This is a genomic window from Enterobacter sp. R-25 (genome assembly GCF_049913205.1).
Lineage (GTDB): Bacteria > Pseudomonadota > Gammaproteobacteria > Enterobacterales > Enterobacteriaceae > Enterobacter > Enterobacter ludwigii.
The window spans coordinates 594,074-607,398 of sequence record NZ_CP183982.1; the positions used below are offsets into that span (position 1 = coordinate 594,074).

15 protein-coding genes are annotated in these 13,325 nt (G+C 52.8%); 3 read left to right on the plus strand and 12 right to left on the minus strand.

Going from position 1 to position 13,325, the window contains the following annotated elements:
* The 11 genes from ACN9MQ_RS02820 to ACN9MQ_RS02870 form a co-directional block, all read right to left on the minus strand.
* Nucleotides 1-741: a winged helix-turn-helix domain-containing protein gene (locus ACN9MQ_RS02820; protein ID WP_014168498.1), complete on the minus strand. Its 741-nt coding sequence runs from the start codon at nt 739-741 to the stop codon at nt 1-3.
* A gap of 270 nt (nt 742-1,011) precedes the next feature.
* Nucleotides 1,012-1,551 (minus strand): helix-turn-helix transcriptional regulator, encoded by a 540-nt coding sequence (locus tag ACN9MQ_RS02825; RefSeq protein WP_040018564.1) that lies wholly within the window; start codon nt 1,549-1,551, stop codon nt 1,012-1,014.
* A 261-nt stretch (nt 1,552-1,812) separates the two neighbouring features.
* The gene (opgB, locus tag ACN9MQ_RS02830) at nt 1,813-4,104 is read right to left on the minus strand and encodes a phosphatidylglycerol--membrane-oligosaccharide glycerophosphotransferase (protein WP_014168500.1); all 2,292 of its coding nucleotides are present in this window, start codon (nt 4,102-4,104) and stop codon (nt 1,813-1,815) included.
* A 269-nt stretch (nt 4,105-4,373) separates the two neighbouring features.
* Complete coding sequence (locus ACN9MQ_RS02835; protein WP_020885299.1) at nt 4,374-4,856, minus strand: DUF2501 domain-containing protein; 483 nt, start codon at nt 4,854-4,856, stop codon at nt 4,374-4,376.
* A gap of 85 nt (nt 4,857-4,941) precedes the next feature.
* Entirely contained in the window at nt 4,942-5,679 is a 738-nt protein-coding gene (dnaC, locus tag ACN9MQ_RS02840) for a DNA replication protein DnaC (protein ID WP_014168503.1), read from the minus strand.
* A complete protein-coding gene (gene dnaT / locus ACN9MQ_RS02845) occupies nt 5,676-6,221 on the minus strand; it encodes a primosomal protein DnaT (protein ID WP_025205613.1) in 546 nt (181 codons plus the stop codon). Before dnaT ends, dnaC begins: the two co-directional genes overlap by 4 nt.
* A gap of 148 nt (nt 6,222-6,369) precedes the next feature.
* The gene (locus ACN9MQ_RS02850) at nt 6,370-6,798 is read right to left on the minus strand and encodes an organic hydroperoxide resistance protein (protein WP_006174091.1); all 429 of its coding nucleotides are present in this window, start codon (nt 6,796-6,798) and stop codon (nt 6,370-6,372) included.
* Nucleotides 6,799-6,882: 84 nt separating this feature from the next.
* Nucleotides 6,883-7,335, minus strand: coding sequence for a MarR family winged helix-turn-helix transcriptional regulator (locus tag ACN9MQ_RS02855; RefSeq protein WP_014168505.1), 453 nt, complete (start codon nt 7,333-7,335; stop codon nt 6,883-6,885).
* 41 nt (nt 7,336-7,376) lie between these two features.
* A complete protein-coding gene (locus tag ACN9MQ_RS02860) occupies nt 7,377-8,018 on the minus strand; it encodes a TetR family transcriptional regulator (protein WP_020885296.1) in 642 nt (213 codons plus the stop codon).
* Between the two features lie 67 nt (nt 8,019-8,085).
* Entirely contained in the window at nt 8,086-8,559 is a 474-nt protein-coding gene (locus tag ACN9MQ_RS02865) for a threonine/serine exporter (RefSeq protein ID WP_020885295.1), read from the minus strand.
* Entirely contained in the window at nt 8,550-9,326 is a 777-nt protein-coding gene (locus tag ACN9MQ_RS02870) for a threonine/serine ThrE exporter family protein (RefSeq protein ID WP_014168508.1), read from the minus strand. The genes ACN9MQ_RS02865 and ACN9MQ_RS02870 overlap by 10 nt, the downstream gene beginning before the upstream one ends.
* A gap of 411 nt (nt 9,327-9,737) precedes the next feature.
* On the opposite strand from ACN9MQ_RS02870, the gene ACN9MQ_RS02875 reads away from it, so the two are divergent.
* Entirely contained in the window at nt 9,738-10,475 is a 738-nt protein-coding gene (locus tag ACN9MQ_RS02875) for a helix-turn-helix transcriptional regulator (protein WP_014168509.1), read from the plus strand.
* A complete protein-coding gene (gene bglJ, locus ACN9MQ_RS02880; RefSeq protein WP_032681707.1) occupies nt 10,472-11,107 on the plus strand; it encodes a DNA-binding transcriptional activator BglJ in 636 nt (211 codons plus the stop codon). Before ACN9MQ_RS02875 ends, bglJ begins: the two co-directional genes overlap by 4 nt.
* A gap of 38 nt (nt 11,108-11,145) precedes the next feature.
* Here bglJ and ACN9MQ_RS02885 read toward each other — a convergent pair whose 3' ends face one another.
* The gene (locus tag ACN9MQ_RS02885; RefSeq protein ID WP_251884390.1) at nt 11,146-11,604 is read right to left on the minus strand and encodes a YbaK/EbsC family protein; all 459 of its coding nucleotides are present in this window, start codon (nt 11,602-11,604) and stop codon (nt 11,146-11,148) included.
* 328 nt (nt 11,605-11,932) lie between these two features.
* On the opposite strand from ACN9MQ_RS02885, the gene ACN9MQ_RS02890 reads away from it, so the two are divergent.
* Nucleotides 11,933-13,279, plus strand: coding sequence for a PTS cellobiose transporter subunit IIC (locus tag ACN9MQ_RS02890; protein ID WP_014168512.1), 1,347 nt, complete (start codon nt 11,933-11,935; stop codon nt 13,277-13,279).
* Nucleotides 13,280-13,325 lie beyond the last annotated feature (46 nt).

Below are 13,325 nucleotides of genomic sequence, written 5' to 3' on the forward strand. Positions count from 1 at the left end.
TCACCACTCGTAAAAGTAAAGCGTTCGGCAGGCGCTGGCTTTACCGTCCGTGAGAGAACACTGGGAAAGGACCAGCCGCCCTTCGTGGCCATAGAAAAGTGTTCTCTGGATGTGCATATAGAAAATAGAGTTTTTCAGGCAGGGCAGATTACCTTCGCGCTGAAGCGTCTGCGCCAGCGCCATGGCCTTAGTGTGAAACACATCTGCCAGCGGGGAGAAGGTGTAGACCGGACAGGTGCCAATGTGGGTGAGCAGATGAGTGTCACTGTACTGGTGCGCCTGTTTCGTCAAACAGGCGCCGATGCACAGCGCCACGACCATCAGCGTGAGTACACCGCAGAATAGCCATTCTGGCTGAATGCGTCGTGAGGCCGGGACCGACTCCACGACGGGAAAATCGTCCTCCAGGGGCGTTACCGCGATATCAGCACTGAGCATAAAGCCCGTTTTCGGCACGGTGACGATAAACAGGGTGTCGGGCAGCAGGCTCGACAGCATTTTGCGCACAATACTGATGTATTGATTTAACGAATTGTTGGACCCCTGGAGCCCACGTTGATCCCAGACATCACTCAGAAAGGTGTCACGTTCGACGACGTTGCCGTGATGCTGAACCAGCAGCTTCATGATGGCGTTGGCGGTACAGGTGAGGATTTGTCTGTCCAGATCGGGTGCATTGATAAGAGAAACAGAACCGTCTTCGTCGTTATAGACGATGGCGTCAGCAAGCAGGTATTTCATAAGTTATTGTAATACAGAAAAAATAACAAAAAAGAAGATAAGGCTGTGCCTTGTCGGACATAACACGCTGGCTATTTTAGCGTCATTGTTACCGATAACATTGATCCAGACAAGATTTAAGGCAATTTACTCGTGCAGTCGGATTACCACGTCATCCCAACGTGGCGGGAAGGGCATAGCGAGACAGCAGCGCCAGCATCAACAGCCAGAGAATGAGACAGGGAAGATGACGCCGCATGATCTTATTTCCCGACGTGATTAGCCGTGCAGTTACAAACACGATGCCGGGTAGTCGAGCAGGAAGAGTTTGCGATGGAATTCCGCCAGGTTCTGGCAGTGAAATTTGTTCATCGCGTTACGCTTGTGGGTGTAGATCGTTTTCGGGGATTTATTCAGGATCTGCGCGATGCGAACCGGGCTGAACCCGTTGCGGAACAGCATGCAAACCCGAAGCTCCTGGCAGGTGAGCGTGGCGTTTTTTACGCTTGCGAACGGCGTGTTCTGAAAACAGCGGCTGAGCTGCGCGAGTGACAGGTTTCCCGCCACCACGTGGACACGCTCACCCCCCAGAATGATTTTAATATCGTTGACGCGGGACGCATCGGTGAATACCAGCCACCCTTTTTTGACGCGGATATTCAACATCAGTTGCCGCAGGGGCAGGATCCCCTCAGGGCTCACGTCGTTAATCCAGAAAATTTCAGGGCAGGGGTCCACACTCTGCGAGATGAACGTCTTCAGGCCCAGCCACAAGAAGGCATTGCCGCTTAAAACGATGACCTTATAGTCGGCATTCAGTGTCTGCGGCATCAGGGTTTGTTCCCCTGGTAGCGCTGGTCGTACTCCGCTGCGCTGTGCCAGGGTGGATTCGAACGTATGGCCGGTTAGCATGATAAAAAGTGGGTAACTCTCTCAGGGTGTAAGGAGTTACACATTCTGAGATATGATTTCTTTCTGGTGAATTTATAAATATAAATGAGAGATATATGGTGTTTATGTCTTATTTTTAATGGTTTTATAGGATTATATATTTACATAAAGCGCCCGACAGAACGCCGGGCGCAGAAGGGATCAGCTCTCTTTACTGACAATTTTAATCTCTACCATCCCGATGCCGAGCTCGCGCGGTGAATGGCCAAGAATATTTCCCTCATTCGTCGGCTGCGGGTCCGGCGGAACAATCACCAGCGTATTGCTGCGGGAAGGATTATCAAAATGCAGCGTGGTGGTGGTGACGTCATTTCCCAGCGTCAGCGTTTGCTCTTTATCGCCCACACGCACCGGGATGGGACGGTTCGCGTTTGGACCATAGGCCCGGGCGGTGATCACCAGGTCGAATTTTTCCGGCAGAGGATGTGCGTACTCAATCTTCACTTCACTGCCCAGCTGCGCATTAGACCAGCGCCCCCAGGATTCCGGACGCGAGATGCCGCTGAACTGTTTGACCTCTTCCGGTGCCCCGGCCACGTTGAAGATAAAGCTGTCTGCTTTATAGCGAATATCGTTATCCACGATTTTCAGCATGTCGACATTTCGCTGATAGCGCGCGGTATCGATGACCGTATCGTTGAATGCGGTTTTGCCTTTCCATTGCGCTTTATCGACATGCTGCACGGTTTGCTCCCCGCCAAGCTGTCCCTGAGAAACGCACCAGTCGGTTGAGAGCGCCAGTGGCTGGGACCAGAGCTGGCCCATTTTGTAGCACCTGTCGACCCAGACAAAATTATCGCGAGGGGCGAAGTCGGCCAGTTGGAAACGCAGCGGCGCAGAGTATTCGCTTTCCGGCAGCGGTTCGACGCGCGTATCCGACACGCGCAGCAGCAGCGGCAGACGGAAATGGCTGCCGGAGAAGGCAATCGTGTTTTTATCCTGATCGATGGTGAAGTCTTTCATCTCTTTCGGGAAGTTCCACAGGCGGATGATGTCCGGCTTCCACGCGAGGATTTTCTCCTTCATGTTGAGGAATACTTCCGACAGTGACTGCCCCGAGAGCGTACTGCGGCCAAGGCCAATAAAGTTATCCCCGCCCAGAATGTCCAGCACGGTTGCGCCGTTATCCATGGAGTTGCGTTTGGTGGCGATCACATCCTGTTGCGGCTGGTCGCCGCGCAGAATGAAGAACAGATTGCTGCGATCCTGTTTGCTGAGCTGATCCCAGGCGCTGTTTTTCATCGCCAGATGGTCAGATGAGACGACGATGACCGTGTTTTTAAAATACGGCGAGGCTTTGATTTTCTCGACCAGAGCGGCGATATGCTCCTGGCTGCAGGTTACCGCGCTGAACGACGTGTTGTTTTTGCCGTCAATCTCATAGCGTTTGCGCTTACAGGTGCGCGAGACAAACCCGTCCGGATGGTGGGTATCTACCGTCAGGGCAAAGAGGGAGAAACGCTTGCCGGCGCGGGACAGTTCCTCGAACTTTTTCCAGGTTTCGTCCAGTACCGTGTCATCGTAAAAGCCCCAGTCGTTGCGGTAATGCGGGTCGGCAACGGTAGTTTTTAACTCTTCTGAGCCATACAGATGGTCAAAACCGTGGGATTTCAGGAACACATCTTTTCCGGCAAAGCGCAGGTTGGCCCCCTGTACGAAGTAGTTTTCGTAGCCGGAGTTTTTCAGGATATCGCCGAGGCAAACGTTCTGCGGGAAGAAGCTCGACATTGAGGCCGAAGCATTACCCTCAAAGGGGGCGAAGAGCGGGATACCGCACTGCGAGGCAACCATCCCGGCGATGGTGTAATCCGTACCGGGCAGCTGCGCGGTATGGCTGAAATCAAGGCTTTCGTTTTTCAGCGCGCCCAGCTCCGGCGTCAGGTTCGGGAAGGCATTGTTATCAAACCAGGTGCGTTCCAGACTCTCGCCGTAGATATACACCAGGTTAAGCTTCGGGTTGGCTATTTTTTTGGACGGCTCTTTATACCAGGCCATGAAATCCGGGTCGCCGTCGCGCGACTGTGACTTTACCAGCTCGGTTATCTGATGAAACGCCGGGCTGGCATCCACGGACGCCAGCGCCAGACAGAGTGCCAGCAGGCTGTAGCCGCCATGATGCGGAAGATGTCGACGGCGGCGCAGCACCCAGGCCAGGGCACCAAAAATAATCACCAGCGCCGCAATCAGGCCAAGCCCGGGAAGAATGTATTTACCCACGCCCGCGCCCGTCAGGCTATTCGTCAGCGTGTAGAGCACCGCATCGTTAATGCCGTCACCGGTAAAGTAATCGCTGGCGTATAAAGTAATGTTTAAAATAATAAAAATGCCGAGCACCACCAGCGTGGCGATAAACCACCAGGTGTTACGGCCCGCTTTGCAGGCGTAAACGCCGACAGAGGCCAGAAAAAGGACAAGGGACATTAACTCTGACAACAGTCTATCCTCATGACGCCAGGCGCTTAGCTGGCTAACTGATTATTTTTTGGGTTATACAATGTAATTGCGTTGTCGTGTAGCTGCAATTTTAGTGTCACGAAAGTGTGCTGTTGTTAGGATTTGGTTTAGAAAATCGTTTTTTTGAAGGGGGTCGCATCCTGACATATGGACGCTCAGACGGTGGCAGGCAGGAAAAAGACGGCTTTAACGCCGCGTTAAAAGAGTAACGTCTTAAACGCGGCGTGTAATGGCAATACAGGCGGGGATCAGGAGATGAAATTAACGCCTTGTTTCAGCACCAGATCGCAGGCTTTGGTTTTCACCTGTTTCGCCAGCGAGGAGTTGCCGATGGTGCTCAGGTTGAGCTGTTGACCGTTTTGCGCATTCAGCAGGCCCTGAATACCATCCATATAGTTGGTGTCCTGTTTCTGCTCCTGTGTATCCAGACCGAGTTTGCCCAGCACCTGATTTTTCACGTTTTGCGCGTCGGTCACGGAGGCCAGTTTTTGCTTCGCGCAATATTCCAGAATCCCCGCGGCGTTGTTCATTGTGCCTGCGCTCAGGCTCTGGGTGCTGTTACCCAGCAGGCCGGTAAGGGAAGAGGCTGACAGCCCGCCCTGGGTGCTGCTGCTCTCTTTGGTCAGTTCGCTCGCTGCGCTGGACAGCGAATCCTGCCAGGATGCGGCCTGTGCCGCGCCGGTAACCAGCAGGGCGCCTAATACGGTGCTGAATAGAAACTGTTTTTTCATAATGGCTTACTCAAAAAAGGTCCGTTTTGGGGCGAAAGTGGAGTCAGTATATACCTCCGGGCCACCGGTCTTTCCTGGAAATATCTTAATACTCTTTACCGGTGACACGGCTGCGGTAACTTTCCCAGTCGAAGATGACATACAGACTGTTCCCGAGCTTCATGCGATCCATGACGCGTTCGCCCAGCAAGCGGGTCATTTCGTCGATGTTGTGGTTAGTCAGCATGCCGGTGGGGCGTTTGGAGGAAGAGCGGCGATCGACAATCTGGTTAATGATCACTTTTTCATAGCGGGATTCGGTCTGGACGCCAATCTCATCAATAACCAGTAAATCGACATTACTCAGGTCGTTAAGCAGTTGCTCTTCGCTGGTTTCGCGGTTGCTGAAGGTGTCTTTCATGGCGGACATGATATCGGCCACGGTGATGATCAGCACCGATTTCCCGCGCAGCAGCAGCTCGTTACAGATAGCGGCCGCCAGGTGGTTTTTCCCCGTGCCAGGCTTGCCGCTAAAAATGAAGCTGGCGATATTGCCGTCGAATTCATCCACGTACTGACGCGCGGCAGCGAGTGCATTCATCTGCCCGTTGGTCTCAATTTTATAGTTATCAAATGAGCAGTTCTGGTGCAGGGGGCGAATACCGGAACGGTTAAAGGTGCGCTGCATTTTCATCGCCCGGTTTTCGCGGGCCAGCGCGGCGGCGCGGATCTTACCCTGCTCTTTTTGCCACGCCAGGAGTTCTTCACCCGTCGTGAAGGCGGGCTTCACGTTGGCTGGCATCATCTTTTGCAGACGTTTCATCAGGTCGCCGACGTTCTTCATTTCGCACCTCGGAATCCATTAGGGATCTGTTTATCCGGTTCGGAAAACGCGTTGATATCACGTTTTGGCTGGCCGTTATTGCTGGCGCGATTAATTTGCAGATGACGCGCGAGCTTCTGTTGCCACTGAATATGAGTGAATACTTTGCCTTCCGCCTGCCACCAGGCGGTAAACGCGGCCAGCTCTTCAGGGGTAGCCGGTTGCGTTAACGCTATGCCCCACAATGCCGCCTGCCGTTGAAAATCAGCATCTGGTTGCCAGCCCGCATACAGGGCAAATTTTCCCATGGGAACGGCCATGGGGACGTTAACCGGCTCGTCAAAGAACTGGTTATCAAGGGTTACGTCGCTCGCCGGCCGGGACAACTGCGCTTCAATCTCCAGAAGCTGCGCCAGACGTTCCGGTGTGATGGCATAAAACGCCGGAGCGTTGTCAGCAAATACCGCAACCGTGCCGCCTTCGGCGTGGGTCAGCACACCGCGGGGATCGCGCATAAAGGCATCAATACCAGCAATGCTGGTGGTCAGAATTCTGGAGGACATAACGCTTACTCTACTGATAACTACGGGCGTGATATGGGCTTATGGTAGCACAGAGAGCGGGAAGGGAAGGAGGGGTTTTCCCCGGCGGCGCGATGCCTGCCGGGGCGTCAACGGCTGGCCTGATAAGCGTAACGCCATCAGGCAGTTATCAGGCGATAATGTTCAGCGTTACGTCGATGTTACCGCGGGTCGCGTTAGAGTACGGACACACAATGTGTGCTGCATCGACCAGTTTTTTGGCTTCTGCAGGATCCATACCTTCAACGTGGATGTTCAGTTTTGCTTCGATACCAAAACCGGTTGGCAGCGGCCCAATCCCCACTTCGCCTTCAATAAAGGCCTCTTTCGGCAGGGTAAATTTGTCGCGAGCGGCTACAAACTTCATGGCACCCAGGAAGCAGGCAGAGTAGCCGGCAGCAAACAGCTGCTCAGGGTTGGTGACGTCACCGCCCATGCCGCCCATCTCTTTTGGCACGCCGAGTTTAACGTCCAGTACGCCATCGGAAGAGGTCGCACGGCCATCACGGCCTCCGGTTGCTTTTGCTTTGGCAGTGTAGACAACTTTTTCTAAAGACATGGCAGATTCCTCATCTTACATTAATGTGTGCTATTAAATAGCGTGCGATATATATGGGTAAATAAATACGCGTAAAGTATAGCCTTACGCGCGTTGGATCTGTTGTCGCAAACGTTCCAGCTGCTGCTTAAGTGACAGCATGGTCTCAGTATCACACTGGGCGGCGCATCCCACTGCATGGGGGATCCCGGAAGCCTGCTGCTGGAGATGACGTCCCGCATCGCTCAGGGTGACGGCGACCTGACGCTCGTCTTTACGTGAGCGGTGGCGGTTTATCAGCCCCGCGCTTTCCAGACGCTTCAACAGCGGCGTCAGCGTGGCAGAGTCAAGGAACAACCGTTCACCGATGTCCGACACCGTAATGTCATCCTGCTCCCACAGCACCAGCATCACCAGGTATTGCGGGTAAGTCAGGTTCAGCGGTGCCAGCAGTTGCCGGTACAACTTGTTCAGCGCCAGATTTGCTGAATAGAGAGCAAAGCAGAGCTGGTTATCCAGCAGGAGCGCAGCGGTCGTGTCGTTCGTTTTCGCGTTCATGATATGAATATAGATAGTGCGCGATTTAATTGCAAGCTATTTTATGGGCAGGTATAGCGGAGCGCCACCTGAACGGCCATTTTACGGTAGTGCTGGCGCTGTGCCTGTTCGTCCGCACCCTCTTCAAACAGCAGGGTGAAGGTGTAGCTGTTGGCAACGTAGTGGAAGCTGAAACTGCTGATCAAACGATGCAGATCGCGGGCTTCAACCGTCTGATTGAACAACTGCTTTTCTTTCCCACGACGGAGGATCGCTTCAAGCAGATCAAGCGCGCTGCGGTTGACCTGGCGTAGGTAGCTGGACTGCTGCATAAAACGGCCACGCTGCATGTTTTCCATGCAGATAATGCGGATGTAATCCGGGTGGTCGGCATGGTAGTCAAAGGTGGCTTCAACCAGATGAACCAACGCTTCGACAGGGGGCATTCCCGCCAGGCTGAGCGCCTGTTCACTGGCACGGATCTGGGTGTAAACATACTCCAGTACGAGAAGATACAGGTTCTCTTTGTTTTTGAAGTGGTAAACAACCATGCGTTTGGTGGTGCCAGCTTTCTCCGCAATTTGTTCCATGCGGGCACCGTTCAACCCGTATTCGGCAAACAGCGTGATAGCGCTCTGAAAGATTTTCTCTTTCAGGCTGGATTCTTCATTGTGCTCGGGGAGTTCGCTGCCTGGGTTAGCCACATCCTTTCCTTATCGTCACCAAACGGATTGGAGTGATTATCCTCACGGCAGCGTAATAACACAAATCTCAAACCCGTGGACGTTTGCGGTACAGCCACAGTCCGGGGATCGACAGTCCGATAGAGAGCGCACCGACAATGGACGAAGCCTTAAGAAAGTTGCTCAGAAGGAGGATCATTTGCGGTTCGGTGTAGCCGAAATGGCTGATTTTTACCGCGGAAATCATGGCCGTATAGGCAGATATGCCGGGGAACATCGGGATAACGGCAGCGACGGTGAACACCTTGGGATGCGCCAGATACCAGCGCGACCACTGAATTCCGATGCTACCGACCAGCATTGAGGCCATAAATGTTGACCATTCAATGTTGAATCCCGCCGTCATCATCACCATTCGCGAGCCATGACCAATAGCACCCAACAGCGCGCACCACGGTAGCGCGCGTTGCGGAACGTTAAAGACCATCGCAAAACCGACGGCAGGGATCGCGGCCAGCAGCATATCCTGCGCCAGCGCCAGCAGAAAATCGATCACGCCCATCCGCGTAACCCCCAGAGTGTCATGGCCATTACCACACCAATGCAGGTTGCAAGCGTCAGCAGGCTGGCAATCGCCCAGCGTGCCAGACCGGTATTGATGTGACCCTTAAACATATCGGCTACGGCGTTAATCAACGGGAAGCCGGGCACCAGCAGAAGCACGCTGGCCGCCATGGCAATCGTCGGCGTGTTGGCAAACTGCGGCAGACGAAGCAGCAGGCCAGACACCGTGGTGGCGACAAAAGCGGTAATGCAGAAATTAATTTGCGGGTGGAGTTGGCGGTGCGTCAGGAGCTGGCGCACGTACATAGCGATGCTGCTGGCGAAAAAGGTGATGACCGCGCCGTCCCAGCCGCCTTTGTTGAGCTTACAAAAACAGGCGCAGGACAGCCCGACCATTAACACCACCAGCCAGCGGGGATAACGTAAGGGCTTAATCTGGTTGAACCGTTTTTCAATGTCGTGCAGGTCGAGAAGCTTATGCTCAGCAAGAATGACAATATGCTGGACCTCGGTTACAACGTGCATATTGATGCCGCGGTCGTGGTTTTTGCGGGTGGAGGTCAGGCACTGACCGTCTTTTATGGTGGTCAACACGATAGCATTGGATGAAATGGCGCTCTCAACGCTGTCCATACCCAGCGCCAGCCCCAACCGGGTGGAGAGTTCCTCGACCAGCGCGCTTTCCGCCCCGTGCTGGAGCAGAAAAAGACCGCACTGAATACAGAGCCGCGTGATGGCACGCTGCGTTGATCGATCTGCCTGCATGTCATGTCCTGAAGAGAAGGTGAATAGCTTGCCTGTTGGCCCGTCATGCTTACTTTTAGCACAAACTGCAGTGCCTCTAGCTGTGGGTCAGATCAAGATTTATGCAAACAGTTGCGGGCTGTCTGGCGGCGGGATGCGGTTTTGGATCATAAATATGATGAATTATTAATTGGGAAATATAAGATATTTATATTTAGTTTTACTAAGTTTATATTTTAATTATTTTAAGGCCTTTATAATTAAATTTATCTGTGCTTTGTGAGATATTACCGCTGTTTTAGGCATTTCTTAAATGAAGCACACATCTCATCTTCTGCTTGTATTAATCAGTTTTACACTCAGGGACGAATACACTTATACCTTGATGCGTTTTAACGTTACTCATCATATGAAAATGGACACGGAGGGTCTATGTCGTCATTGAATGGTAAACATGGCGTCGTCATTAGCAGGATACCCGTAATGCAAAACGGGTTGGGGGGCGTGATGACACGCCATTTTGCCGATTTTGATTTAACGTTTTGCCGTTCGCTGCAGGAATTAACCCTGCTGCAGTTACGGCGTGCAGACGTCATTATCGCTGATATTTCAGGTGAATACAGGAATCCCCGGGGCACGCTCGAAGAATATTACGGTTTATTAAATCAATATCGGGATATTCACTGGATTTTTTTAGTCTCCCGACCGCTTTACCCTATTGCCGTTGAGCTGCTGATGCGTCCGGAAAGCACGTTACTTTCTGATATGGAGCCGATAGAAGGCGTAATTAACGCCATCCGTGCAGGCAGTGAACGGGCAGAGCGGATAAGCCAGACGTTATTAACGCCCGAGCCTGCCTGTAACGATGATGAAGACGACCGCGTCATTGCGCTCACCCACTCTGAACGCAAGGTATTGCGTCTGTTAGGCAAGGGCTGGGGGATTAACCAAATTGCCACCTTGCTCAAGAAGAGCAATAAAACGATCAGTGCACAGAAAAACAGTGCGATGCGACGGTTGTCATTACGGAGTAATGCCGATCTGTACGCCTGGATCAACAGTACTCAGGGATTGAGAGAGCTGAGTTTAATGTCAGCCTATGGAGAGTTCGAGGAATGGATAAAACCGGTTCAACAAGACATATTGCCGTCATCGAAAATTGCGCGATGAGTGCCGTCGGGCTGGAGCACCTGTTTGCACTGCCCACGCTCAGCCATTATCAACTGCACATGTTCAGTGAATTTGACAGCTTTAAGAAGGCGCTTCCTCATGTCTCTTTTTTCTCGCTGATCTATTCACTTTCTGATGCGCGAGAAGAGCGTCGAAACTGCCTGGCATCCCTGCGGGATCTCGCGTTTACGCATAATCATATTCAGCGCATCATCCTGGCGGCAGATGAAATGGAAGCGCGGTTAATCAGCCATCTTTCCCCTTCACGCCTTCACGGTGTCGTCAGTAAATCGGTGTCGCTCGACCGCCTGCAGGAGGAGCTGCTGGTGTTACTGAGTGAAACGCTACACATCAATGACAATATGCTCAACCACTGGTACAAGAGTCAAAACAGGATGTTAAGCCCAACGGAGCGGGCGATTTTGCGGTATATGTCCTGCGGGTTTTCTATTCCTGAAATCGCCGCGCAGCTTGAGCGCAATATTAAGACCATCCGGGCGCACAAGTTTAATGCGATGGTGAAGCTTGGGGTCAATTCTGACGTGGGGCTGCTTGATGCGGCAGATATTCTGACTCATCTCCCGGCCCGGGATCCGCGAACATCAGTATTAAGCCAGCCGACATTTTTATAAGCTGATATCTGTGCGCCAGACAGGCTCTGGCGCCTCATTCAGATGCACACATCCACCCATTTTGCGGACGTCAGTTCTGCCATTCTGTCTGGTGAAATACGCACGGCACTGTGAATTGCACCCGCGGCCGGCAGCACTTCAGCATACTGTTTCAGTGAAATATCGCAATAAACCGCGAGCGGATTTTCCAGCCCAAACGGGCACACGCCGCCAACAGGATGACCCGTGATGGTGACCACTTCATCACAACTGAGCATGCGTGCTTTTGCGCCAAACGTGTCTTTCAGTTTTTTATTATCCAGACGCGCATCACCTTTCGCGACCACCAGAATGACGTCATTTTTAACCTTCAACGACAGCGTTTTGGCGATTTGTCCCGGCTCAACACGATAGGCGGCAGCAGCCAACGCAACGGTTGCGGTACTCTGGCTAAGTTCAATCACCTCTATATCCGGAGCGTTGTCGGCAAAAAACTGCTGTACAGACTGCAAACTCATTGTTTCCTCCTGACAAATATCCCGCGTAATCTGTCATAAGAATTTATGCTCTGTAAATATCTCTTCAGTAACAAATATCCCACACGGTCGATTTCTGGATCGCCTTCACATTCACAGAAACCGGTTACAGTAACCGGTTGCAGACCGTGAGTGAGAGATTAATACTGACTATGTAACGTCCCCTGTATCCAATAATAAGAGCTAAATATGAAACCATTCCGTCTGAGCAGTACCGCTGGTAAACGCGCCGGCAAGGTTGTGAAGGTGATGTATGGACCAACGTATGGCGTGTATGCGCCCGTCATAAACGTCTGAAAGGAGATCTGCTATGTCTGCCAACCATGCTGCGTTTAATCTGATATTTCGTTTTGTAGAAAATTACGTCAGCCCGATTGCCGGGCGGATCTCCTCCCAGCGTCATGTTATGGCTATTCGTGATGGCTTTATCTCCGCGATGCCGTTCATGATTGTGGGTTCATTTTTACTCGTCTTCGCGTATCCACCGTTTTCGCCTGATACCACCTGGGGTTTCGCGCGCGCCTGGCTGGACATGGCGAAGCAATTTGAAGGTCAGATCCTCACGCCGTTTGATATGACGATGGGCGTTATGTCCCTGTATATCTGCGCGGCCATTGCCTATAACCTTGGCAAACACTATGTCAAATCGCATCAGTTAGACCCGTTTATGTGCGCCATGCTGTCGCTGATGGCGTTTCTGCTGGTCGCGGCGCCGAAAACCAAAGGCACGCTTCCGGTCGACAGCCTCGGCGGGACAGGCATTTTTACCGCGATTCTGGTGGCTATCTACTGCGTTGAGATGATGCGTTTTCTCAAAGCACATAACATCGGGATCCGTCTGCCGGACCAGGTTCCGCCGATGATCAAAAACTCTTTTGATCTGTTGATCCCGGTGCTGGTGGTGGTGTTGACGCTTTACCCGCTGAGTCTGGTGATTCAGTCTGAGTTTGGCATGCTGATCCCGCAGGCGATTATGTCTGTCTTCAAACCGCTGGTTTCCGCCGCAGACTCCCTGCCGGCAATCCTGCTGGCGGTATTGATTGGGCATTTGCTGTGGTTCGCCGGGATCCACGGCGCCGCGATTGTCTCCGGGATGTTGCAGATGTTCTGGCTGACCAACCTGGGCGCTAACCAGACCGCGCTGGCCGCCAGCCAGCCGCTGCCGCATATTTTTATGGAAGCGTTCTGGACGTTCTTTATCGTCATCGGGGGGTCAGGTGCCACGATGGGGCTGGTGTTCTGCTACCTGCGCAGCCGCTCCGCTCATCTGCGTTCTATCGGCCGTCTGAGCGTGGTGCCAAGCCTCTTTAACATCAACGAACCTGTTATTTTCGGTACGCCGATTGTCATGAACCCGGTGTTCTTTATTCCGTTCCTGCTGGCACCCATGGTTAACGCCGTGCTGGCCTGGTCGGCGATGAAGTTCGATCTGATTGGCCGCGTGATCTCCGTTGTGCCGTGGACGGCACCTGCACCGGTAGGTGCCGCATGGGCGCTGGGCTGGGATTTCCGTGCAGCCATTCTGGTGGTGGTCCTGGCGTGCGTATCGGCCATCATCTACTTCCCGTTCTTTAAAGTGTACGAGAAGCAACTGCTGGAGCAGGAAGCGGAAGAAGCGCAACGTAATGCGGAAGAGGAAAATCAGCAGATAGCGTGAGAAACGGGTGCCGGGTCAGCGTTAATGCGGCCCGGCAACACCTGTC